The 23102-nt window shown below is 70.1% G+C and carries 17 protein-coding genes; 6 read left to right on the top strand and 11 right to left on the bottom strand.

Going from position 1 to position 23102, the window contains the following annotated elements; translation table 11 throughout:
- Positions 1–8 precede the first annotated feature (8 nt).
- The gene (locus VJ693_RS14850; protein WP_324155316.1) at positions 9–1382 is read left to right on the top strand and encodes a S41 family peptidase; all 1374 of its coding nucleotides are present in this window, start codon (positions 9–11) and stop codon (positions 1380–1382) included.
- A gap of 42 nt (positions 1383–1424) precedes the next feature.
- Here VJ693_RS14850 and VJ693_RS14845 read toward each other — a convergent pair whose 3' ends face one another.
- Positions 1425–2402: a GMP reductase gene (locus tag VJ693_RS14845; protein WP_324155314.1), complete on the bottom strand. Its 978-nt coding sequence runs from the start codon at positions 2400–2402 to the stop codon at positions 1425–1427.
- Positions 2403–2421: 19 nt separating this feature from the next.
- Positions 2422–3474 carry a patatin-like phospholipase family protein gene (locus VJ693_RS14840; protein ID WP_324155313.1) on the bottom strand — a complete coding sequence of 351 codons (1053 nt, stop codon included), beginning with the start codon at positions 3472–3474 and terminating at the stop codon, positions 2422–2424.
- Between the two features lie 95 nt (positions 3475–3569).
- On the opposite strand from VJ693_RS14840, the gene VJ693_RS14835 reads away from it, so the two are divergent.
- From VJ693_RS14835 to VJ693_RS14825, 3 genes are read left to right on the top strand one after another with little or no spacing between them, the layout of a single operon-like run.
- A complete protein-coding gene (locus VJ693_RS14835) occupies positions 3570–5981 on the top strand; it encodes a UvrD-helicase domain-containing protein (protein ID WP_324155311.1) in 2412 nt (803 codons plus the stop codon).
- A 3-nt stretch (positions 5982–5984) separates the two neighbouring features.
- Positions 5985–8045 carry a GGDEF domain-containing protein gene (locus VJ693_RS14830; protein WP_324155309.1) on the top strand — a complete coding sequence of 687 codons (2061 nt, stop codon included), beginning with the start codon at positions 5985–5987 and terminating at the stop codon, positions 8043–8045.
- Positions 8045–10141 carry a GGDEF domain-containing protein gene (locus VJ693_RS14825; RefSeq protein ID WP_324155307.1) on the top strand — a complete coding sequence of 699 codons (2097 nt, stop codon included), beginning with the start codon at positions 8045–8047 and terminating at the stop codon, positions 10139–10141. The genes VJ693_RS14830 and VJ693_RS14825 overlap by 1 nt, the downstream gene beginning before the upstream one ends.
- A gap of 18 nt (positions 10142–10159) precedes the next feature.
- Here the strand turns inward: VJ693_RS14825 and VJ693_RS14820 are convergent, their stop codons facing one another.
- The 3 genes from VJ693_RS14820 to VJ693_RS14810 are packed head-to-tail and all read right to left on the bottom strand — an operon-like array spanning position 10160 to position 12268.
- Positions 10160–10948: a BPSS1780 family membrane protein gene (locus VJ693_RS14820; protein WP_324155305.1), complete on the bottom strand. Its 789-nt coding sequence runs from the start codon at positions 10946–10948 to the stop codon at positions 10160–10162.
- 10 nt (positions 10949–10958) lie between these two features.
- Positions 10959–11927, bottom strand: coding sequence for a homoserine kinase (locus VJ693_RS14815; RefSeq protein WP_324155303.1), 969 nt, complete (start codon positions 11925–11927; stop codon positions 10959–10961).
- Between the two features lie 41 nt (positions 11928–11968).
- A complete protein-coding gene (locus VJ693_RS14810) occupies positions 11969–12268 on the bottom strand; it encodes a hypothetical protein (protein ID WP_324155302.1) in 300 nt (99 codons plus the stop codon).
- Positions 12269–12306: 38 nt separating this feature from the next.
- Here VJ693_RS14810 and polA point away from each other — a divergent pair, with 38 nt between their 5' ends.
- Both polA and VJ693_RS14800 read left to right on the top strand, forming a co-directional pair.
- On the top strand, positions 12307–15087 hold the full coding sequence (polA, locus tag VJ693_RS14805; RefSeq protein WP_324155300.1) for a DNA polymerase I: 2781 nt from the start codon (positions 12307–12309) through the stop codon (positions 15085–15087).
- A 97-nt stretch (positions 15088–15184) separates the two neighbouring features.
- Complete coding sequence (locus VJ693_RS14800) at positions 15185–16078, top strand: GGDEF domain-containing protein (RefSeq protein WP_324155299.1); 894 nt, start codon at positions 15185–15187, stop codon at positions 16076–16078.
- Between the two features lies 1 nt (position 16079).
- On the opposite strand, the gene VJ693_RS14795 is transcribed toward VJ693_RS14800, so the two are convergent.
- From VJ693_RS14795 to VJ693_RS14770, 6 genes are all read right to left on the bottom strand, one after another.
- Positions 16080–17084 (bottom strand): hypothetical protein, encoded by a 1005-nt coding sequence (locus VJ693_RS14795; protein WP_324155297.1) that lies wholly within the window; start codon positions 17082–17084, stop codon positions 16080–16082.
- 115 nt (positions 17085–17199) lie between these two features.
- Entirely contained in the window at positions 17200–18678 is a 1479-nt protein-coding gene (locus tag VJ693_RS14790) for an NAD-dependent succinate-semialdehyde dehydrogenase (protein ID WP_324155295.1), read from the bottom strand.
- Positions 18679–18732: 54 nt separating this feature from the next.
- Positions 18733–19557 carry an ABC transporter permease gene (locus tag VJ693_RS14785; protein ID WP_324155293.1) on the bottom strand — a complete coding sequence of 275 codons (825 nt, stop codon included), beginning with the start codon at positions 19555–19557 and terminating at the stop codon, positions 18733–18735.
- Positions 19558–19561: 4 nt separating this feature from the next.
- On the bottom strand, positions 19562–20821 hold the full coding sequence (locus VJ693_RS14780; protein WP_324155291.1) for an ABC transporter permease: 1260 nt from the start codon (positions 20819–20821) through the stop codon (positions 19562–19564).
- Between the two features lie 19 nt (positions 20822–20840).
- Positions 20841–21872: an ABC transporter substrate-binding protein gene (locus tag VJ693_RS14775; RefSeq protein ID WP_324155289.1), complete on the bottom strand. Its 1032-nt coding sequence runs from the start codon at positions 21870–21872 to the stop codon at positions 20841–20843.
- A 65-nt stretch (positions 21873–21937) separates the two neighbouring features.
- Positions 21938–23017, bottom strand: a complete 1080-nt coding sequence (locus tag VJ693_RS14770; RefSeq protein ID WP_324155288.1) for an ABC transporter ATP-binding protein — start codon at positions 23015–23017, stop codon at positions 21938–21940.
- Positions 23018–23102 lie beyond the last annotated feature (85 nt).

Here is a 23102-nt window from a genome sequence, read left to right as displayed (position 1 = left end):
AGACCCTGATGAGCCACACCGCTCCTGCGAAAAACACCTGGTGCACACGTTGGCGCGCCCACGCGATCGGCTTGGCGGCCGCGGCCCTGTTGTCGGCCTGCGGCGGCGGCGGCGATGGCGGCCTGACCTGCTCGGTGGCCGACCAGAAGATCTGGTTGCGCGGCTACATGGACGACTGGTATTACTGGTACGCGCTCAGCCCCAGCCCCGATCCGTCCGGCTTCGTGTCGATGGACACCTACTTCCCGGCGCTGCTGTACCAGGGCACCGACCCCAATTTCCCGAAGCCCGACACCTGGAGCTACCTGGTGTCGCAAGTGGATTTCGAGCGCACCTATGGCGAGGGCCGGACGCTGGGCTACGGCGTGATGGTGGCCGGCATCGAAGTGACGGGCCATCCCGACTGGCCGCTGTACGTGCGTTACATCGAGCCGGGCTCGCCGGCCGCGCTGGCCGGCCTGCGGCGAGGCGACCAGATCCTGGCGGTCAACGGCCGCACGGCGGCCGAGCTGATCGATGAAGACGACTACGGCGACCTCGCGGCCTCGAGCACCAGCGACAGCGTCACGCTGGACGTGCGCACCGACGGCGGCGACACCCGCGTCACGCTGGACGCCGCCATCTACGACCTGGAGCCGGTGCCGAACTCCACCGTGCTGACCACGCCCTCAGGCCGCAAGATGGGCTACGTGATGGTCAAGGACATGATCGACCAGGCGCTGGCGCCGTTCGATGCCGCCTTTGCCCAGTTCAAGGCCAATGGCGTGCAGGACGTGATCATCGACCTGCGCTACAACGGCGGCGGCCTGGTCTCGGTGGCCGACAAGATCGCCTCCTTCCCCAACGGCGCCGCGACCAGCGGCCAGGTTTTCGCGAGCCTGCTCTACAACGACAAGCGCAGCAACAACAACGAGAGCTTCCGCTTCGTCAACTACGCGAACGCGACCGGCTTGTCGCGGGTCTACGTGCTGACCGGCCCGCGCACCTGCTCTGCGAGCGAGCAGGTCATCAACGGCCTGCGGCCCTACGTGACGGTGGTGACGATCGGCGACACGAGCTGCGGCAAGCCGGTGGGCTTCCTGCCGCAGGCCGACGGCTGCGGCACGGTCGTCAACGCGGTCAACTTCGAGACCGTCAACGCGCGCAGCGAAGGCCGTTATTTCGACGGTTTCGAGGCGAGCTGCTACGTGCCCGAAGACTTCGGCCAGCCGCTCGGGTCGTCGACCGACCCGCTGCGCATCGCCGCCGAGGACCATGCCGACGGCTTCGGCTGTCCGGCGTTGACCGCCACGGCCAAGACGCGGGTCCTGGGCTTGCGTGCACCGTCGGAACGCCCGCGCTGGGTCGAGCCGGGGGATCGGCAGGGGCTGTACCGAAAGTGACCCGGAGGGTGGGCCCGGTAACCCGGGCCCGCGTGCGCCACTTCACATGAACAGGTGCTCGCCCGCGTTCTCGCCGCCCAGGATCACGTAGTTGACCTTGCGCAGGTCGCCAAGTTGCCGGCCGCCGGCATAGCTGATCGAGCTCTGCAGGTCTTCCTGCATCTCGCGCAGCGTGTCGGCCAGGCTGCCCTTGATCGGTTCGAGGATGCGCTTGCCCTCGACGTGCTTGTACTCGCCCTTGTTGAAATCGCTGGCCGAGCCGAAGTACTCCTTGTAGAGCTTGCCGTCTACCTCGACCGTCTGGCCGGGTGATTCCTCGTGGCCGGCGAACAGCGAGCCGATCATCACCATCGCGGCGCCGAAACGCACGCTCTTGGCAATGTCGCCGTGGTGGCGGATGCCGCCGTCGGCGACGATGGGCTTGGTGGCGACGCGGGCGCACCACTTCAGCGCCGACAGCTGCCAGCCGCCGGTGCCGAAGCCAGTCTTCAGCCGGGTGATGCAGACCTTGCCCGGGCCGATGCCGACCTTGGTCGCGTCGGCGCCCCAGTTCTCGAGGTCAATCACGCCTTCGGGTGTGCCGACGTTGCCCGCGATCACGAAGGTCTGCGGCAGCTTCGTCTTGATGTGCTCGATCATGTGCCGCACGCTGTCGGCGTGGCCATGGGCAATGTCGATCGTGATGTAGTCGGCGCCCAGGCCCTCGCCGGCGAGGCGGTCGATCGCGTCGCGGTCGGTCAGCTTGACGCCCGAGCTGATCGACACGTAATGGCCGAGCTCGCGCATGCGACGCGCGAAGGCCACGTTGTCGAGGTCGAAGCGGTGCATGACATAGAAGTAGCCATGGGCGGCCAGCCACTCGGCGATCGGCTCGTCGATCACCGTCTTCATGTTGGCCGGCACCGCCGGCAGCTTGAAGCGCCGGGGGCCGAACTCGACGCTGGGGTCGCACTCGGCGCGGCTATCCACCCGGCAGCGGCGCGGCAGCAGCAGGATGTTGTCGTAGTCGAAGATTTCCATGGCTTCTCGAAGCCAAATTCTACGCGGCAGGCCCGTTCAGCAAGGCGGCAAGGTCAAGGCTGGAGCGCTGCCCCAGGTGCCCGCCGTGCTGTTGCCACCAGCCCTCGGCCGCGGCCTGGCCCAGCGAGCGCAGATGCTCGAGAAACGGCAGGTGGGCGATCAGCCGGGTCTCGCCGGCCAGGCTTGCCAACGTGGGCCGGCCGTCCACCAGGTGCAGGCGCTGGCGGCGCAGCCGACGCTCGCGTGCGCTGGCGGACCACGCAGACAGCGGCGGCCCGTCGCGCCAGTCGGCCAGCCACTGCAACTCGCGCATCAGCGGGGCGGTGAAGGCGAGTTCCTGCGCGCGCTGGCGGATCTCGTCGGCGCTGCGCGGCGCGCCCGTGGTGGCGGCCGGCGGTGCGAGCAACACGATCATCAGATCATCCGCCGCGCCGGCGTCCAGCAGCGGCCACAGCGGCGGATTGGCGGTGTAGCCGCCGTCCCAATAGGCTTCGCCGTCGATCAGCACGCTGTGGTGCAGGCTGGGCAGGCAGGCCGACGCGAGCAGCGCGTCGGCATTGATCTCGTGCTCGCGAAACAGCCGCAATCGGCCGGAGGCGGCGTGGGTCGCGGCGACGAAGAGCTTGACCGGGCTCGCGCGGCGCAGGCGCTCGAAGTCGACCTGGGCCTCGATGATCTCGCGCAGCGGATCCAGCCCCATCGGGTTGAACTGGTAGGGCGACAGCAGCTGCGACCAGCGCAACGCGACCTGCGCCGCCGGCGCCAGGCCAGGGGCCTCGCGCCGGCCGACGGTGAACCACTCGAAGGGCAGGCGCGTGCCCAGCGTCTGCCAGAAATCGCGCAGCGCGGCCCGCGCCCCATCGCGCCCGCCGGCCGCCAGGCCGTGGGCCAGCACCACCGCGTTCATCGCGCCGGCGCTGGCGCCGCTCAGGGCGCGCAGGTCGATCGCGTCGCGGGCCAGCAGCGCATCCAGCACGCCCCAGGTGAAGGCGCCATGCGCACCGCCGCCCTGCAGGGCCAGGGCGAGGGGGATGCGGCGGCGGTTAAGGCGGGTCCAGGGCAGCCAGGGCATGGTCGAAATCGGTTGTTGGCGCAGGAAGCGTGCCGTGCGGCGGTGACGGGGGCGTGGCTGGGGGCGGCTTCAGGGCCGGTCCCTAGAATGCGACGATGACAGATATCGATGTTGGCGCGGGCCTGCCCGCCCGCCCCGCCGCGCCGGCCGAAGGGCTGCTGCGCGGCCTGAATCCCGAGCAACTCGCCGCCGTCACCCTGCCGCCGGAGCCGGCCCTGATCCTGGCCGGCGCCGGCTCGGGCAAGACCCGGGTGCTGACGACCCGGATCGCCTGGCTGCTGCAGACAGGCCAGGTCTCGCCCGGTGGCGTGCTGGCCGTGACCTTCACCAACAAGGCCGCGAAGGAGATGCTGACGCGGCTGGGCGCGATGCTGCCCGTCAACGTGCGGGGCATGTGGATCGGCACCTTCCACGGGCTGTGCAACCGCTTCCTGCGCGCGCACTGGAAGCTCGCCGGCCTGCCGCAGAGTTTCCAGATCCTCGACAGTGGCGACACCTTGTCGGCCGTCAAGCGCGTGATCAAGGCGATGAACGTCGACGAGGAACGTTTCGTGCCGAAACAGGTGGCCTGGTTCATCGCCGGCAGCAAGGAAGAGGGCCTGCGGCCGAGAGACGTGCCGATCCGCGACGGCCAGACCCAGAAGCTGGTCGAGATCTACCAGGCCTATGAAGACCAGTGCCAGCGCGAGGGCGTGGTCGATTTCGCCGAGCTGATGCTGCGCACGTACGAGCTGATGCGCGACAACGCGGCGCTGCGCGAGCATTACCAGCGCCGCTTCTCGCACATCCTCGTCGACGAGTTCCAGGACACCAACCGCCTGCAGTACGCCTGGCTGAAGATGTTCGCCGGCCCCCCGCGCGAAGGAGGTGGAGCAGTCTTTGCCGTCGGCGACGACGACCAGAGCATCTACGCCTTCCGCGGCGCGCAGGTCGGCAACATGGCCGACTTCGAGCGCGAGTTCCGCGTCAAGCACCTGATCAAGCTGGAGCGCAACTACCGCAGCTTCGGCCACATCCTCGACGCGGCCAACGAGCTGATCAGCCACAACACGCATCGCCTGGGAAAGAACCTGCGCACCGAGGCCGGCCCGGGCGAGCCGGTGCGGGTGCAGGAGTCACCCAGCGACTTCTCCGAGGCGCAGTGGCTGCTGGAAGAAGCGCAGCAGCTGCACCGCGCGGGGCTGCCGCGGCGAGAGATCGCGGTGCTGTACCGCAGCAATGCGCAGTCGCGGGTGCTCGAATCGGCGCTGTTCAACGCGGGCATTCCTTACCGCGTGTACGGGGGCTTGCGCTTCTTCGAGCGTGCCGAAGTCAAACACGCGCTGGCCTACCTTCGCCTGATCGAGAACCCGAACGACGACACGAGCTACCTGCGGGTGGTGAACTTCCCGACCCGCGGCATCGGTGCCCGCACGCTGGAGCAGCTGCAGGACGCCGCGCGCACCAGCGGCCGCAGCCTGTGGCAGGCCGCGGGCGCGATCAGCGGCAAGGGCGGCAGCAACCTCGCCGCGTTCCACGCCCTGGTCGACGGCATGCGGGCCGCGACGCAGGGCATGACGCTGCGCGAGATCATCGAGCACATGCTGCATGCCAGCGGCCTGTTGGACTACTACCGCACCGAGAAGGACGGGGCCGACCGCATCGAGAACCTGGAGGAACTGGTCAACGCGGCCGAGGCCTTCGTCACGCAGGAGGGCTTCGGCAAGGATGCGGTCGCGCTGCCGGTCGACGAGCACGGCCCCGGCGCGTTGGCCATTGGCAGCCCGGCGGCGGTTGCCGCGGTGGATGTCACACCCGACGCGGAAACTGGGGAAATCATCAGCCCATTGGCTGCATTTCTCACGCACGCCGCGCTGGAGGCTGGCGACAATCAGGCCCAGGCTGGACAAGATGCGCTGCAGTTGATGACCGTCCATTCGGCCAAGGGCCTCGAGTTCGATGCCGTGTTCATCACGGGCCTCGAGGAAGGCTTGTTTCCCCACGAGAACGCGCTCTCCGACGCCGATGGGCTGGAGGAAGAGCGCCGCCTGATGTACGTGGCGATCACCCGGGCGCGCCAGCGCCTGTACCTCAGCTTCAGCCAGACCCGCATGCTGCACGGCCAGACACGCTACAACGTCAAGAGCCGCTTCTTCGACGAGCTGCCCGACGGCGCGCTGAAGTGGCTCACGCCGCGCAGCCAGGGCTTCGGCTCGGGCTACGCCCGCGACTACCAGGCCGCCTGGCAGCGCGGCAGCGGGCTGGGCTCGGTGGTCGGCGCCGGGCGCAACGCCGGCTGGCAGCCGCCGGCCGAGCCGCCGATGCCGGCGCGCATGGCCGAAGCCGCCGCCCGGCAGGCTGGCCATGGCCTGCGGGTCGGGCAGGGCGTGTTCCACACCAAGTTCGGCGAGGGCGTGGTCGTCACGCTCGAGGGCAGCGGCCCCGATGCGCGAGCCCAGGTGCACTTCGGCCGCCACGGCACCAAGTGGCTGGCCCTGTCGGTGGCCAAACTCACACCGACGGACTAGCGGATGCGGCCACGCGCGCGGCCCTTCGCATCGGTGCTCCGCCGCGCGGCGGCGCCGCTGCTGGCCGCGGTGCTGAGCGCGTTGATCGGTGCCCCGCCGGCATGTGCGCAAGCCGAGGTCGATCCGATCGAGCGGCTGGAGAGCGACGGCCGCGCCAAGCCCGATGTCGTGGCCGACGAGCTCGAGCGTCTGCTTGCCAGCGGCCCGATCGAGGGCAATGCGCGGCTCGATGCCGAGCACCTGCTGGGCATGCTGCGCGCCACGCTGCACCAGCCCGCCGCCGCCGAGGCCGTGACGCAGTCCCTGCTGAAACCGGGTTCACCCGCCTACCGCGGCGTGGCGCGCGAGCACCTGAACGCCGCGGCGGTCTGCATCCGCGCGAAGGTGGCGCTGGCCGACGGCGGCTCGCTGGTGCGGGCGGACACCCAGCTGGCCGAGGTCGAAAGTGCGTTGCGCGCCGTTGCCTCGGCCCGCGTGCGCATGCGCTGCCTGTCGACCCAGGCCCTGGTCAAGCAGCGCATCGGCCGCACCGAAGACGCGGTGCGCCTGTCGCAGGAGGTCATCCGGCTGGCCGACGAGGCCAACGTGGCCTGGCGGCGCAGCACCTACCGTTCGGACCTGGCCTATTCGCTCTACCGCGGCGGTCAGCTCGAGCACGCGACCCGGCTGAACGACGAGGCGAAGAAGATCGCTACCGAGCAGCAGGACTGGATGTCGCTGGCCGGTGTGTCGACCACCGAGAGCATCCTGCTGACCGACAAGGGCCATCCGGTGGAGGAACTGGCCGCGCTGAACGGCGCGATCGACTATGCCCGCCGGGCCGGCGCGCTGCGCGACGAGGCCCTGGGCCTGGCCAACCTGTCGGATTTCTATCTCCACGCCGCCGAGTACCCGCGGGCCTACGAGATTGCCCAGCGTGCGGTGCCGCTCGCGCGCAAGCTGCACGATGCGTCGACCGAGAACCTGGCCAACCTCAACAGCGGGCTGGCCCTGATCTCGATGCGGCGCAAGGACGAAGGCCTGGCGCTGGTCCGCCCGGTGCTCGAGTACGACCGCGCGGCCAACGACATCGCCAACCTGGCCGAAGGCACGGGCGACGTCGCCACCTACCTCGAGAAGGCCGGCTACCTGGCCGAGGCCTACGCGGCCTACCAGCAGTTGCGCGGGCTGTCGGCCGAGCTGGCGCGGCGCGAGCAGCAAGAGGCGGTGCTCGAACTGCAGGAAGGCTTCGATGCCCAGCAGCGGCGACGCGAGATCGCCCTGCTCAACGAGGACAACGCGCTGAAGGAAGAGCTGCTGCGCCGGCGCGAGCTGGAGTACAAGATTTGGGCCCTGACGGCGGTGATCGTGCTGTCGCTGCTCGCGCTGGCCGCGCGCATGTACCGTGGCGTGCGCGCGACCCAGCAGGCGCTTCGCCAGCGCACGGCGCAGCTCAAGCGCCACAGCCTGCAGGATCCCCTGACCGGCCTGGCGAACCGGCGCCAGTTCCACGAATTGACCGAAGGGGAGGGCTGCGTGTCGAAGTCCGCGCGCGGCACGCTCTACCTGCTCGACCTGGACCACTTCAAGAGCATCAACGATCACCACGGGCACGCGGCCGGCGACGCGGTGCTGGTCGAAATCGCGCGGCGGCTCAGGGCCGTGCTGCGCGAAGAAGACCTGGTCGTGCGCTGGGGGGGCGAGGAGTTCCTCGTGCTGGTGCAGGCGATGACGCACGAGCGCGTCGAGCCGCTCGCCCAGCGGCTGCTGAACGCGGTGGCCAGCATGCCGGTGACGATCGGCGAACAGCGCATCGACGTGACCACCTCGATCGGCTTTGCCGAGTTTCCGCTCGCGCCGAACCGCCTCGAGCTGCCCTGGAACCTGGCGGTCGACATCGTCGACAACGCGATGTACGTGGCCAAGACGCTGGGGCGCAACCGCGCCTGCGGCGTCGGGCTGGTGCCGGCGGCCACGCAGGCCGAGGTCGATGCGGTGGTGCAAGACCTCGAACGCGCGTGGCGCGACGGACGGGTGCAGTTGGCCGTGCTGCAGGGCCCGCAAATGGCCGAGGTGATGGCGTGATGCGCCGCCTGCTGCCGTGGCTGCTGGCCGCCGGCCTGGGCCTGGCCGGCCCCACCTCGGCTGCCAGGCCAATCGCGGCGAAGGCCACGTCGCCGGCGGCGCAGGGCCTGGAACGGCTGGGCAGCGCGCTGTCCCTGGGCGAGCTGAACGAGCAGGCGCAGCAATGGGTCAACGAGGGCTTCGACGCGCCGGACGAGGTGCTGGCGCGGCTCGACGACCTTCAGCGCGGCCTCGATGCCGCGCCGCCGCTGGCCTGGGCGCGGGTCGTCGAGCGCACGCGCGGCGTGGTGGCGGCGCGCACGGGCCGCGAGGCCCTGGCTCAGGAAGCCGCGGGCCGCCTGTCGCAGATGGCCGGGCAGGACGCCGTGGCCGCCGCCGACGCTGCGATGGTGCGCGCCCTGCTGGACGAACAGCTGTGGCGCAACGACTCGGCCATCGGCCACGCGCTGGAGGCCGACGCTGCCTACGCGCGTGCCTGCGCCGGCGACGCCGGTCGCAGCGCCGGCTGCGACCACCACGGCTGGTGGGAGGTGATCCGCATGCTGGCGTTGCGCGCCGACCGCCAGGGCAACCGGCTGGAGGCGGCGCGCCTGCAGCAGCGGGCCAACGAGCTGGCCGCGCAGGCCGGCGACGATGTGCTGCTGGCCTGGGGCCTGGCTTCGCAGGCGGTGATGAGCCAGCGCCTGAACGACCTGGAGAAGTCGCGCCGCGAGATGACGCAGGCCGAGCGCCATGCCCACAAGGACCCGAGCGGCCGCGCCATGATCCGGGTGCTGCTGAACAGCGCGGCGCTGGCCTCGCTGCGCAACGAACGCACCGGCTCGCGGCCGGCGCTCGAAGAGGCGGTGCGCATCGCGCGCAGTGCCGGCTCGGCGCGGCTCGAGGCGCTGGCCCTGGCGGCACTCAGCGACGAGCTCCTGCGCGCCGGCCGACCGCGCGATGCGCTGGCCGCCGTCGAGCGTGCGCTGCCGGTCATGCGCCGGTTCAACGACCGGCGCTACCTGCCCGTGATGCTGCACAACGGCGGCATTGCCCGCGTGCGGCTGGGCCAGCTCGGCCAGGGCAAGGCCGACCTGGAGGCGGCCGTGCAGCTGTGGGAGCAGGCCAGGGCCCGTGCGCGCGTCGAGACAGAGCTGAACGAATCGGCCGACGCCTTCGCCGCGGCCGGCGACATGAAGGCCGCGCTGGAAAGCTTCCACCGCGCGACCCGGTTGCGCGAGCAGATGGACCGCGAGACCCGCGATGCCGTGCTGACGCAGTTGCGGGACCGCTTTCGCACCGAAGCCGGCCAGCGCGACCTCGAGCTGGCCGAGCGCGAGAACAGCGTGAAGACCGCGCGGCTGGAGAACCAGACCCTGATGCAGCGCGTGTGGATGCTGGCCTCGGCGGTGCTCACGCTGGCCGCCGGCGTGCTGATCGTGCAGGTGCGCCGCACCCGGCAGGCCAACCTGCAGCTGCGCCGCAGCGAAGCGCTGCTGAAGGTGCAAAGCGAGCGTGACCCGCTGACCGGCCTGGCCAACCGCCGCCACTTCCGCGAGGCGCTGGCGGCGCGCCAGGAAGGCGAAGGCGATGGCTTCCAGGGCGGCCTGATCCTGCTCGATGTCGACCACTTCAAGCGCATCAACGACGAACACGGCCACGCGATCGGCGACTCGGTGCTGGTCGAGGTGGCTCACCGGCTCTCGGCCTGCGTGCGTGCGGGTGACGTGGCCTGCCGCTGGGGCGGCGAGGAGTTCCTGGTGCATACGCCCGCGCTGGCGGTGGAGTCGGTCGAGGCGCTGGCGCTGCGGGTGCTGGGCGAGATCGGCAACCGGCCGGTCGAGCTGCCCGGCGGGCAGCGGATCACGGTGACGATGTCAATGGCCTACGCCGCCTTCCCATTGCCGCCCAACGGCGTGACGCTGCCCTGGGAGCAGGCGGTCAACCTGGTCGACATGGGGCTTTACAGCGCCAAGGCCACGGGCCGGGATCGGGCCGTCGGCATCAGCGCGGCGGACGTCAACTCGACCGAGGCGCTGGCGCGCGCGGCCGGCGACTTCGAACGCGCCCGCCTCGACGGCCGGCTGGTCGTGAAGGAAACGCCGCGCCAGGGCTGACGAGCCTGGCGTGCCGATTCAGGGTTCGCCGAAGCAGTCCCGGAAGCTGATGTAGAGCGACACGTAGAACACCGCGCTCAGCACCAGCCCCAACGGCATCACCAGCAGGCCGGTCAACGACGGGCCCAGCAGCGCGACGAGCAGGCTGGCCAGCAGGCCGGCCACCAGCATCACGGCGACCCAGCCCATTGCGTAGGCCAGGAAGGCCAGGCGCGCGCGCCACAGCGCCAGCGTGCTGGAGAACAGGGCCTGCGCCGGGCCCTGGCCGGCCCAGAACACGAGCGCCGGCGCGAACCAGAAGGGCACGGCGATCAGCGTCGTCAGGCTGGTGCGCCAGAGCGCGCCGGCCACCGTGCCGGGGGCCATGGCGAGCCGCGCCACCTCGTCCGGCGGCGTGTCGCCCTTGGCGAAGGCGGTCAGCCAGGCATCGAAAGCCCCGCCGTCGACCCATTCGCAGAACCACAGCGCGGCCGCGGTCAGCACGGCGTAGACCACCAGCAGCGCAAACAGCGGCGCACGCCGATCCGGCTCGCGCTGGCGCCAGGGCAGGACATAGACGCCGACGTGCAGCGGCCGCCCGTTCACGGACTCGTGGGTGCCGATCATGAAGCCCAGGCTCAGCAAGGGCACGGCCAGCAGCAACAAGATGCCGCCGATCCAGGGCAGCAGCATCGCGATGAACACGGCGAGCATGAAGGCGACGAACAGCCCCGTGTAGGCCACCGGGTGGCGGCCATACTCGGTGAACGACGCCATCACCCAGCGCCAGCCGGCGGCGGCCGGCACGTCTTGAAGTTTCAGTCCCATGCGTATCGGCTCAGGCGCCCGGGTGCCAGGGGGTGGCCACGCAGTCGCGCAGCACACGCTCGAAGTGGCGCGGGTCCTTGGGGGTCAGCAGTGCGGCGTCGCGCGGCGCATGCCAGTCGGCCAGGCGCGACAGCCAGAAGCGCAGCGCCGCGGCGCGCCGCATCGCCGGCAGCAGCCGCCATTCGGCGCCGGTCGGCTCGCGCTCGGCGCGGTAGCCGGTGATCAACGCCTCGGCACGCGTTTCGTCGAGGTGGCCCGAGTCGTCGTCGATGCACCAATCGTTGATCGCCACCGCCAGGTCGTAGGCGAAGCTGTCGACGCCGGCGAAGTAGAAGTCGAACACGCCGCACAGGCGCTCGCGCCCGGGCAGGCCCTCGAACAGCGCGTTGTCGCGGAACAGGTCGGCGTGCACCGCGCCGCGCGGCAGCTGCGCATAGGTGGGCGAGGCGGCCAGGTGCTGCTGGTAGGCGATCTCCTCGTCCAGCAGCGTGGCGGCGTCGGCATCCAACTCCGGCCGCACGGTGGGGGCCGTGGCGAGCCACCAGTCCAGCCCGCGCAGGTTCGGCTGGTTCAAGGGGAAATCAGCCACCGCCAGGTGCATGCGGGCGAGCGTGGCGCCCACCTGGTCGGCATGGTGGGCGTCGGGTGCATGCACCGGGGCGCCGGGCAGCCGGTTGACGACCGCGGCCGGCTTGCCGGCCAGCGGGTGGCACAGCGCACCGCTGGCGTCGGCATGCGGCTCGGGCACCGGCAGCCCATGCTGCGCCAGGTGCTGCATCAACCGCAGGTAGAAGGGCAACTGCTCGGCGGACAGGCGCTCGAACAGCGTCAACACCCATTCACCGGCGTCGGTGCCGAGGAAGTAGTTGGTGTTCTCGATGCCGCTGGGCACCGGCTCGAGCGAGCGCACGGTGCCGAGGGACAGTTGCGTGGCCAGTGCCTGGGCCTGGGCCAGGCTCACTTCGGTGTAGACCGCCATGACTTGCCGGGGTGCGCCGCGCAAGCCGGCGCGGCGGTGTATCAGAAGGTGAGGGAGAGCCAGACGCGCTGGCCGGCCTTCGGGTCGTCGCCCGGGGCGCGGCCGGGCTCCGGCGTGGCAATCTCGTAAGGCTCGACGCCGCGGATCTTGGGCTTGACCGTCAATCGCTTCGTCTGGCCGCGAACCCGCAACTCCTCGATGCGGACGTTGTCGTCCTCCGTCACCTGGTGCAGCACCTGCGGTTCGGGCGTGCGCGGGGCGGGCGCCGGCTCGGCGGCACGTGCCGCCACGACGGTGGCCGACAGCATGAGCGTGAGAAGAGCGGGCCAGCGCGGGTTCATGCGGCCGATTCTATGCGCGCACCGGCACAATGCCGCGCATGAACGACCAGGACCACAAGATCCTGCTGCTGGTGGACGGCAGCAGCTACCTGTACCGTGCCTATCACGCGCTGCCGGACCTGCGCGGGCCAGGCGGCTTCCCGACCGGCGCCATCCACGGCATGGTCGCGATGATGAAGAAGCTGCGCGAGGACGTCGGCGCCGGCCACGCCGCCTGCGTCTTCGATGCCAGCGGCCCGACCTTCCGCGACGAGTGGTACCCGCAGTACAAGGCCCACCGCGCGCCGATGCCCGACGACCTGCGCAAGCAGATCGAACCGATCCACGAGGTCGTCAAGCTGCTCGGCTGGCCGGTGCTGATGGTGCCGGGCATCGAGGCCGACGATGCGATCGGCACGCTGGCGCGCATCGGCGCCGACAGCGGCCACCACGTGATCGTCTCGACCGGCGACAAGGACCTGGCCCAGCTCGTCAACGACCGCGTCACGCTGATCAACACGATGAGCAACGAGCGGCTCGACATCGAGGGTGTCAAGGCCAAGTTCGGCGTGCCGCCCGAGCGCATCATCGACTACCTGACGCTGATCGGCGACACGGTCGACAACGTGCCCGGCGTCGAGAAGGTCGGCCCGAAGACGGCCGCCAAGTGGATCGCCGAGCACGGCTCGCTCGAGGGCGTGATCGCCGCGGCCGACCAGATCAAGGGGGTCGCCGGCGAGAACCTGCGCAAGGCGCTCGATTGGCTTCCGCAAGGGCGCCGGCTGATCACGGTGGTGACCGACTGCGACCTCGCCGAGCACATTCCCGGCTGGCCTGACCTGCGCGCCCTGGCGCTCAGCGAGGTCGACAAGCCAGGCCTGCTGGCCTTCTACGAGCGCTTCGGGTTCAAGGCATTCCGCAAGGAGCTGGAAACGGCGCTGGGGCGCAACGGCGAGGCACCCGCGGCGGCGGCCCCCGCGCTGCCGGCTGTGGCCGGTGAAGCGGCCGCGCCACCGCGGCCGGTCTTCGTGCCCGCACGCGAGTACGAATGCATCACCAGCCGCGAGCGCCTGGAAGGCTGGCTCGGCGTGTTGCGCGCCGCACCGCTGGCCGCGGTCGACACCGAGACCGACTCGCTCGATCCGATGCGCGCACGCATCGTCGGCGTCTCGTTCGCCGTCGAGCCGGGCCGTGCGGCCTACGTGCCGCTCGGGCACGACTACCCCGGCGCGCCCGACCAGCTGCCGCTGGCCGAGGTGCTGGATCTGCTCACGCCCTGGCTCGAGGACGCGGGCGCGGCGAAGGTCGGCCAGAACATCAAGTACGACCTGCACGTGTTCGCCAACCATGGCATCACGGTGCGTGGTTATGCCCACGACACGCTGCTGCAGAGCTATGTGCTCGAGGCCCACAAGCCGCACAGCCTGGAAAGCCTGGCCGAGCGCCACCTCGACCGGCAGGGCCTTAGCTACGAGCAGGTCTGCGGCAAGGGGGCGAACCAGATCCCGTTCTCGCAGGTGGACGTGCAGCAGGCGACCACCTACAGCGGCGAGGACAGCGAGATGTGCCTGCAGGTGCACCAGATGCTGTGGCCGCAGATCGAGCGCGAGGCCGGCATGCGCGAGATCTACGAGCGCATCGAGATGCCGGTCACCGAGATCCTCGAACGCATCGAGCGCCACGGCGTGCTGATCGACAGCGCGCTGCTGGCCACGCAGAGCCGCGAACTGGCCGAGCGCATGGTGGCGCTGGAGCGCGAGGCCTACGAACTGGCCGGGCAGCCGTTCAACCTCGGCTCGCCCAAGCAGATCGGCGAGATCCTGTTCAACCGGCTGGGCCTGCCGGTGAAGAAGAAGACCGCCAGCGGCGCGCCGAGCACCGACGAAGAGGTGCTGCAGGAACTGGCCGCCGACTACCCGCTGCCGGCCAAGCTGCTCGAGCACCGAAGCCTGTCCAAGCTCAAGGGCACCTACACCGACAAGCTGCCGCTGATGGTGAACCCGGCCACCGGCCGCGTGCACACCAACTATGCGCAGGCGGTGGCGGTGACGGGTCGGCTGTCGAGCAACGACCCGAACCTGCAGAACATCCCGATCCGCACGCCCGAAGGCCGTCGCGTGCGCGAAGCCTTCATCGCCCCGCCGGGCCACCGCATCGTCAGCGCCGACTACTCGCAGATCGAGTTGCGCATCATGGCCCACATCAGCGGCGACCCGGGTCTGACGCGCGCCTTCGCCGAGGGGATGGACGTGCACCGCGCGACCGCGAGCGAGGTCTTCGGCATGGCGCCGGAAGCCGTCACGCCCGAGCAGCGGCGCTATGCGAAGACGATCAACTTCGGCCTGATCTACGGCATGGGCGCCTTCGGCCTGGCGCAAAGCCTGGGGCTGGACCAGAAGGCGGCGCGCAACTACATCGACCGCTATTTCGAGCGCTTCGCCGGCGTCAAGCGCTACATGGACGAGACCAAGGCCCGCGCCGCCGAGCGCGGCTATGTCGAAACGCTGTTCGGCCGCCGGATCTACCTGCCCGAGATCCGCGGCGGCAGCGGCCCGCGCCGCTCGGGCGCCGAGCGCCAGGCGATCAACGCCCCGATGCAGGGGACCGCGGCCGACCTGATCAAGCTCGCGATGATCGCCGTGCAGGGGGCCATCGACACTGAGCAGCGGGCGACCCGCATGGTGATGCAGGTGCACGACGAACTGGTGTTCGAGGTGCCCGAGGCCGAGCTCGACTGGGCGAAAGAGGCGGTGCCGCGCCTGATGGCCGGCGTGGCCCGGTTCAGCGTGCCGCTGCTGGCCGAGGTGGGGGTCGGCGCGAACTGGGACAAGGCACATTGACCCCGCTTGTTTTCCCGCACCGGATTGGTAGTTACCGGCCTGTCCGTCCCGCCCCGGAACGTGCATGATGAACCCCGGCCCGACCGGGGCACGCACCATGTCCGACCCCTTCCACATCCTCTGCCTGGCAGCGCAGCCGCCGGATCTGGTGACCTCGGCCTTCGGGCCCTTCGTCGTGCAGGCCTGCTCCAGCTTGCCCGAACTGGACGATCAGCTGCAGTTGCAGCCGCGTGATGCGGTGCTGATGGATCTGGCCCTGGCCGGCGGGGCCGACAAGCTGGTGCATTGGCCCGGGCTGCCGCGCGCGGTGCTCGAATCCGCCGTGGTCGTGGTCGGGCCCGAGCCCACGCCGGCCGTGTGCCTGCGCCTGCTGCAGGCGGGGGTGCGCGAGGTGCTGTCGTCGCGCGAGGCGTCGCCCGAGGCGCTCGGGCGCGTGCTGCGGCTGGCGATCGAGCGCAAGCGCATCGACGATGCGGCGCGGCGCGCCTACAGCATCGACCTGACGACCGGCCTGCCCAACCACAACCAGCTGCAGGAGCACATGACGCACCTGCTGGCGCTTCGCGAGCGCGAACCGGCGTCGATGGCGCTGATCGTGCTGCACCTGGACGGCTTCCGCGGGGCGGAAGCCGGTCTGGGCACCGAGGCGGCCAACGTGCTGCGGCGCAAGGCCGCGGTGCGCCTGCGCAGTTCGCTGCGCGCCAGCGACGTGGTCGCCTCGCTGGGGCCCGACATGTTCGCCGTGCTGCTGGCCTGGCTGGACGCCCAGGACGACGCCAACGTGGTGGCCCGCAAGCTGATGGCCGCCGTGAACCAGCCCTTCCTGGTGGCTGGCCAGGAAGTGCCGGTCGGCGCCCGGCTGGGTGTCAGCCAGTACCCGGCCCACGGCAAGGATGCCCAGACCCTGATGCGCCACGCGATCGCCCAGGCTTCGGGCGGCACGATCGGCCGCCTGCTCGGCCAGTCGGCGGCGGCGAACGACGAGGGCTGAATCAGCCCCGGGCCGGGCCGCGCCCGCGCCACCAGACGAACCCCAGCAGCGCCGCGCCGATCACACCGGCCGCAAGCCAGCCCCAGGGCATGTCGTCCGACGCGGCTGCTGACTCGGCCGCCGAAGCGGCCGGAGCCGGTTCGGCGAACGGGTTCAGCGCGATGTGGCCCGCCTCGGCCGGGCTGCTGGCCGCGGCAGGCGCGGCGGCCGCGCCGATCGACAGGACCGGCAGGCCGGCCAGCTCGGCGGTTTGCGGCCCCGGGCGCCAGAGCCAGCGTGCGCCGTCCCACAACAGGTAGGCGTCGTCCTCCTCGTCGTCGGTGCTGCCGGGCAGGGCGGGCACCGCCTGGGGCAACTGCCGCTCGCCCGGCTTGACGAGGTACACCTCGCGGCCGGGCTGGCGGCCGGTCAGCACTTCCAGCCCCACGGCGACGCTGCCATCGGGCCCGTCGGCCAGGCTGAGCGCGCGGCTGCGCTCGCCGCCGGGGCGCTTCCACAGCCCGCCCAGGCCGAAGCCATAGTCGAGCGTGCCGTTGGGCTTCAGATGCCACAGGCCGGCGTCGTTCTCGCCTTGCGGGCCGAACAGGTTGGCCGAGACCCAGGCACCGCCATCGGGCTGGGGCAGCAGATCCACCACCATCAGCCGCTGGCCGGCCGGGGTGGCGATGCTGCGGCCACCGGCGCCCCAGCTGTTGTCGGGCTGGCCGGCGGGCAGCAGACGCTGCACCAGCGGCGCGGAACTGCCGGTGCCGGTGGTGGTGGCCGCAAGCCAGATGCGGCCGGTGGTATCCACCCGCAGCGCCGACACACTGGCGTCGGCGCCGCCGAAATCCAGCGGCACCCGGCCATGGCGGCCGAAGCTGCTGTCGAGCGCGCCGTTGGGCGCCAGCCGTTCGAGCAGCACCGGCTCGTCATCGTCATTGATGCGCCAGCGCGTGCCGTCGGGCCCGCGCACGGCCAGCGGGCCGGCCAATACCGTTGCACTGGCGGCCAGCAACGAAACCAAGCCCCCTGCCCGCCTCATCAGCACACCCAAACCAAGGTCCTGCGCGGATCCGGCTTTGCCGGGCCGCCGCAGGAGCCCCCATGGGGGGCAGCGACCGGAAGGGAGCGTGGGGGCGTCATTTCAGCAGGTCACCCAGGCAGAGGTACTTGACCTCGACGTAATCGTCCATGCCCTGGTGCGCGCCCTCGCGACCGAGGCCCGATTGCTTGACACCGCCAAAAGGCACCTCGGCGGTCGAGATCAGCCCGGTGTTGATGCCGACCATGCCGTATTCGAGCGCCTCGCCGACGCGGAACACGCGGCCGATGTCGCGGCTGTAGAAGTAGCTGGCCAGGCCGAACTCGGTGGCGTTGGCCAGCTCGATCGCCTCGGCTTCGGTCGTGAAGCGGAACACCGGCGCGACGGGGCCGAAGGTCTCTTCGCGCGAGCACAGCATCTCGGGGGTCACGTCGGACAGCACGGTCGGCGTGTAGAAACGCTCGCCGATGCGCGAGCCGCCGGCAACGACCTTGGCGCCCTTGGCCAGCGCGTCGGCCACATGGGCCTCGACCTTGGCGATCGCCTGGTCGTCGATCAGCGGGCCCTGGTTCACGCCGGCCTCGAAGCCGTTGCCGACCTTGATGCCCTTGGACTTCTCGGCAAGCTTCTGCACGAACTGGTCGTAGACGCCCTCCTGCACGTAGAAGCGGTTCGCGCAGACGCAGGTCTGGCCGGCATTGCGGTACTTGCTGACCATCGCCCCCTCGACGGCCGAGTCGATGTCGGCGTCGTCGAAGACGATGAAGGGCGCATTGCCGCCCAGCTCGAGCGAGAGCTTCTTGACCGTCGGCGCGCACTGCGCGGCGAGGATGCGGCCGACCTCGGTGGAGCCGGTGAACGACAGGTGGCGCACCACGTCGCTGGCGCACAGCGCCTTGCCAACCTCGATCGAGTGCGCGCCGTCGGCGGTGACGATGTTCAGCACGCCGGCGGGCATGCCGGCCCGCTGCGCCAACTCGGCCACGGCCAGGGCCGACAGCGGCGTGGCCTCGGCCGGCTTGATGACCACCGGGCAGCCGGCGGCCAGCGCCGGGGCGACCTTGCGGGTGATCATCGCGATCGGGAAGTTCCACGGCGTGATGGCCGCGCAGACGCCGATCGGCTGCTTGATGACGAGGTAGCGCTTGCTGTTGTCGGTCGTCGGGATGGTCTCGCCGTAGACACGCTTGGCCTCCTCGGCGAACCACTCGAGGAAGCTCGCGCCGTAGCCGACCTCGCCCTTGGCCTCGGCCAGCGGCTTGCCCTGCTCGGCGGTCATGATGCGGGCCAGGTCGTCGGCATTCGCATGCAGCAGCTGGAACCACTTCATCAGGATCGCGGCGCGCTCCTTGGCGGTCTTGCTGCGCCAGGCCGGCCAGGCCTTGCTGGCGGCGGCGATGGCCGATTCGGTGGCTTCGGCGCCGAGGTTCGCCACGTCGGCCAGCTTCAGGCCGGTGGCCGGGTCATGCACGTCGAAGCGAGCGCTGCCGGGCACCCACTCGCCGCCGATCAATGCATCGGTCTTCAGCAGGCTGGGGTCGTTGAGGGTCGACAGGGGGGAGGTCTTCATGTCCATGGGGTACTCCTGGTCCGCCGGCCTCGGCCAGCGCAATGGGGAACTCTAGCTCGCTCAGCGCCGACGGCCGCGGATCCATTCCAGCGCGCCCATCAGCCCGGTGGTGAAAAGGATCAGCAGCGTCGCGACGGCGGCGATGGTCGGGTTGATGTTCTCGCGAATGCCGGTGAACATCTGCCGCGGCAGCGTCACCTGCTCGGGGCCGGCGATGAAGAGGGTCACGACCACCTCGTCGAACGAGGTGGCGAAGGCGAACAGCGCGCCCGAGATGACGCCCGGCGCGATCACCGGCAGCGTGACGCGGAAGAAGGTCTGCACCGGGCCCGCGCCCAGGCTCAGCGACGCCCGCACGAGGTTGTGGTTGAACCCCTGCAGCGTGGCCAGCACCGTCGTCACGACGAACGGCGCGCCCAGGGCGGCATGGACCACGATCAGCCCGGTGTAGGTGTCGGCCAGGCCGATGCGGGCGAAGAACAGGTAGCACGCCACGCCGACGACGACGATGGGCACGACCATCGGCGCAATCAGCACGCTCATCAGCAGGCCCTTGCCGGCGAAGTTGGCGCGCGCCAGGCCAACCGCGGTGAGCGTGCCCAGCACCGTCGCGATGAGCGTCGCGGCGGGGGCGACGATGAAGCTGTTCTTCGCGGCCCGTGCCCAGTCGTCGGAGGTGAAGAGGTTCTGGTACCACTGCAGCGACCAGCCCGGCATCGGGTAGGCCAGGAAGGAGCTGGACGAGAACGATAGCGGGATGATGGCCAGGATGGGCGCCAGCAGGTAGGCCAGCACGGCCAGGCAGAACAGGCGCAGCGCCCACCAGGCCAGCTTGTCCAGGCCGGTCGCGTAGGCCGGGAATTGGGGCTTGAGGAATGACGGCACGCAGCTACCCCAGGCTCAGTTCGGACTTGACCACGCGCCGGTACAGCGCATAGAGCACGAGCGTGGCGCTCAGCAGGATCGCGCCCAGCGCACAGGCCATGCCCCAGTTGACGTCGACGTTGGTGTACTGGGCGATGTAGTAGCTCAGCATCTGGTCGTCGGCACCGCCCAGCAGGGCCGGGGTGACGTAGTAGCCGATCGACAGGATGAACACCAGCAGGCCACCGGCGCCCACGCCCGGCAGGGTCTGCGGCACATACACGCGGAAGAAGGCCGGCAGCGGCGCGCTGCCGAGCGAGATGGCGGCGCGCAGGTAGGTCGCCGGCACCGACTTCATCACGCTGTACAGCGGCAGGATCATGAAAGGCAGCAGGATGTGGACCATCGAGATGACCACGCCCGTGCGGTTGAACAGCAGCGTGAGCGGTTCATTCAGCAGCCCGATGCCCATCAGTGCGCTGTTGACCAGGCCCTCGCGCTGCAGCAACACGATCCAGGCGGCCACGCGCACGAGGATGGAGGTCCAGAACGGCACCAGCACCAGGATCATCAGGATGTTCGCCTGGCGCGCCGTGAGCGTGGACAGCCAGTACGCCAGCGGGTAGCCCAGCAGCAGGCAGCCGAGGGTGACGATGGCGCTGATCTGGAAGGTTCGCAGCAGGATGCGCGCGAACACCCGCTGGTCGGGCGCCACCTGCGCGATGCCGCCTTGCGCGCCCCGCTTGAGATCGACCGAGGTGAGCAGGTAGTCGGGCGTCCAGCGCGATGCGTTCTTGGCGATCGCCTGCCAGTACTTCAGCTCCGCCCAGCGCGGGTCGAGAGCCAGCATCTTCTCGCGCACCTGCTCGGGTGATAGGTTTTCGCCCAGCGGCAGCGCGCGGTAGGCGCTCATTACCAGCGAGCGTGCGCCGGAGACTTCGGTGTTGAGGCGGCGCGCGAGCGCGCCGGCCTGCGAGCCTTCCGCCAGGCGGCCGAGATCCTCGGCCACCGCGGCGAAGGCCGCAGCGGGCGGCTCGGCGCGCCGATCCCAGTGGGCCAGCGCGTCGGCCGTGCGCGGCAGGGCATCGGCGACCTCCGGGTTTTCGACCGCGCGCACCAGCAGAGCGCCGATGGGCACGAGGAGGGTCACCAGCAGGAAGATCAGCAAGGGCAGGGTCAGCGTGATGGCCATGGCATGCCGCCGCCGTTGGGCGCGCACGAGCGAGCGGGCCAGCTCGGGCGAGCCGACGGTCGGGGCGTCCAGCGTGGAGGCAGCAACGGTCATCGCGGTCGACCCTGCGCGCTTACTGGGCAGCCCAGGAGGCGAAGCGCTTCTCGAGCTCTTCGCCCTGGTCGGCCCAGAACTTCACGTTGAACTGCAGCGCGTCTTTCGAGTTGGCCGGCGAGGTGGGCAGCAGCGCCAACACCTTCGGGTCCAGCTTGGCCAGGGCCTTGTTGTTCGTCGGGCCGTAGGAGATGTTCCTGGCGTATTCGGCCTGGGCGTCGGCCGACGCGGCCAGCGTGATGTACTTCATCGACAGCTCCTTGTTCGGTGCGCCCTTCGGGATCACCCAGTAGTCGAGGTCGTAGATGCCGCCGGTCCAGGAGATCTTGAGGTTCTTGCCTTCGCGCTGCGCGGCGTCGATGCGGCCGTTGAACGCGGTGGCCATGACCACGTCGCCGGCGACGAGGAACTGCGGCGGCTGCGCGCCGGCCTCCCACCACTGGATGCTCGGCTTCAGCTCGCTGAGCTTCTTGAACGCGCGGTCGGCACCGTCCTTGGTGGCCAGCAGCTTGTAGACGTCGGCGCTCTTGACGCCGTCGGCCATCAGCGCGAACTCGAGGTTGTAGCGCGCGCCCTTGCGCATCGCGCGCTTGCCCGGAAACTTCTTCACGTCCCAGAAATCGGCCCAGGTGACCGGGCCGGTCTTGAGCTTGTCGCCGTTGTAGGCCATGACGGTGGACCAGACGAAGGCACCGACGCCGCATTCGGTGACGGCGGCCGGCTGGAAGTCGGCCTTGTTGCCGACCTTGGCCCAGTCGATCTTCTCGAACAGGCCCTCGTCGCAGCCGCGCGCGACGTCCGGGCTCTCGACCTCGACCACGTCCCAGGTGATCTTCTTGGTCTCGACCATGGCCTTGATCTTGGCCTGCTCACCGTTGTACTCGACGCTCACCACCTTGGTGCCGGTGGACTTCTCGAAGGGCTCGACATAAGCCTTCTTCTGGGCCGCGCCGTTGGCGCCACCGAAGTTCACGACGGTCAACTGGCTCTGCGCCAGGGCCGGCAAGGCTGCCAACAACGCGACCGCGGCCACCAGGGGGGTCTTTTTCATCGAGGGTCTCCTTCGAGGGAGTGGTTGAGAAAGCAGAAGAACAAGGAGCACCAGGAGCGCAGGGCTCAGGCGTAGATGCGCAGGTACGGCGTCGGGAAATGCAGCCAGACCGTCTGGCCCGCCACCGGCTGCTCGCCGCTGGACAGCGGCAGCTTCACCGTCGCCTGCGGCTGGCCGGCGATGGCGCAGCGCAGTCGCAGGTGGTCGCCGAAGTAGATGACGTCGTTGACGGCGGCCTTGAGCGTATTGGCCTGGTTCTCGGGCGGCGTGAACAGCGCTTCGACGCGCTCCGGGCGCACCGAGGCGACGACCGGCGCGCCGGGCAGCACGTGGTTCACGTTGATGCCGGACAGGCGTTCACCGGTGGGCAGCACCAGCTCGCAGGCGTCGCGATCGGCGTGGGCGGTGGTGCCGTTGAGCAGCGTGCTGTCGCCCACGAAGCCGGCGACGAAGCGGTTGTCGGGCGTCTCGTACAGCCGCTCGACCGCGTCGATCTGCTGGATCAGGCCGTCGTTGAAGACGGCGACGCGGTCGCTCATCGTCAGGGCCTCGCCCTGGTCGTGGGTGACGTAGACGAAGGTCACTCCAAGCTGGCGATGCAGCTCCTTCAGCTCGAGCTGCATGTGCTCGCGCAACTGCTTGTCCAGCGCGCCCAGCGGCTCGTCCATCAGCACCAGCTGCGGCTCGAAGACGAGCGCGCGGGCCAGCGCCACCCGCTGCTGCTGCCCGCCGGACAACTGGGCCGGGTAGCGCTCGCCCTTGCCGCCGAGCTGGACCATGTCCAGCGCCTTCGTGACGCGCTTGGCGATGTCGGTGCGCGGCACCTTGCGCACCGTGAGCGGGTAGGCCACGTTGTCGGCCACCGTCATGTGCGGGAACAGCGCGTAGTTCTGGAACACCATGCCGAAGTTGCGCTTGTGCGGCGGCGTGCGCGTGATCGGCTTGCCGTCGAGCAGGATCTCGCCGGCCGTGGGCGATTCGAAGCCCGCCAGCATCATCAGCGTGGTGGTCTTGCCCGAGCCCGAGGGGCCCAGCAGCGAAAGGAACTCGCCGCGCTGGATGTCGAGATCCAGCGCTCGAACGACCAGGCTGAGGCCATCGTAGGTCTTCTGCACGCCGGTGAAGCGCACCAGGGAAGGGGTCATGCTGGCGGAACTCGAGGGTCGGAATCGGAAGGGGGGCGGCGCAGGATGCCCCGGCGACAAGGGATACGCAATCCTCATGCCGCGC

Source organism: Ideonella sp. (assembly GCF_035254525.1).
Lineage (GTDB): Bacteria > Pseudomonadota > Gammaproteobacteria > Burkholderiales > Burkholderiaceae_C > Ideonella.
This window is presented reverse-complemented; position numbering and strand designations above follow the sequence as displayed.

Excerpts from the sequence above, each read along its gene's own strand:
- VJ693_RS14850 (WP_324155316.1), top strand. The coding sequence starts at position 9 with ATGAGCCACACCGCTCCTGCGAAAAACACCTGGTGCACACGTTGGCGC.
- VJ693_RS14845 (WP_324155314.1), bottom strand. The coding sequence starts at position 2,402 with ATGGAAATCTTCGACTACGACAACATCCTGCTGCTGCCGCGCCGCTGC.
- VJ693_RS14840 (WP_324155313.1), bottom strand. The coding sequence starts at position 3,474 with ATGCCCTGGCTGCCCTGGACCCGCCTTAACCGCCGCCGCATCCCCCTC.
- VJ693_RS14835 (WP_324155311.1), top strand. The coding sequence starts at position 3,570 with ATGACAGATATCGATGTTGGCGCGGGCCTGCCCGCCCGCCCCGCCGCG.
- VJ693_RS14830 (WP_324155309.1), top strand. The coding sequence starts at position 5,985 with ATGCGGCCACGCGCGCGGCCCTTCGCATCGGTGCTCCGCCGCGCGGCG.
- VJ693_RS14825 (WP_324155307.1), top strand. The coding sequence starts at position 8,045 with ATGCGCCGCCTGCTGCCGTGGCTGCTGGCCGCCGGCCTGGGCCTGGCC.
- VJ693_RS14820 (WP_324155305.1), bottom strand. The coding sequence starts at position 10,948 with ATGGGACTGAAACTTCAAGACGTGCCGGCCGCCGCCGGCTGGCGCTGG.
- VJ693_RS14815 (WP_324155303.1), bottom strand. The coding sequence starts at position 11,927 with ATGGCGGTCTACACCGAAGTGAGCCTGGCCCAGGCCCAGGCACTGGCC.
- VJ693_RS14810 (WP_324155302.1), bottom strand. The coding sequence starts at position 12,268 with ATGAACCCGCGCTGGCCCGCTCTTCTCACGCTCATGCTGTCGGCCACC.
- polA (WP_324155300.1), top strand. The coding sequence starts at position 12,307 with ATGAACGACCAGGACCACAAGATCCTGCTGCTGGTGGACGGCAGCAGC.
- VJ693_RS14800 (WP_324155299.1), top strand. The coding sequence starts at position 15,185 with ATGTCCGACCCCTTCCACATCCTCTGCCTGGCAGCGCAGCCGCCGGAT.
- VJ693_RS14790 (WP_324155295.1), bottom strand. The coding sequence starts at position 18,678 with ATGGACATGAAGACCTCCCCCCTGTCGACCCTCAACGACCCCAGCCTG.
- VJ693_RS14780 (WP_324155291.1), bottom strand. The coding sequence starts at position 20,821 with ATGACCGTTGCTGCCTCCACGCTGGACGCCCCGACCGTCGGCTCGCCC.
- VJ693_RS14775 (WP_324155289.1), bottom strand. The coding sequence starts at position 21,872 with ATGAAAAAGACCCCCCTGGTGGCCGCGGTCGCGTTGTTGGCAGCCTTG.
- VJ693_RS14770 (WP_324155288.1), bottom strand. The coding sequence starts at position 23,017 with ATGACCCCTTCCCTGGTGCGCTTCACCGGCGTGCAGAAGACCTACGAT.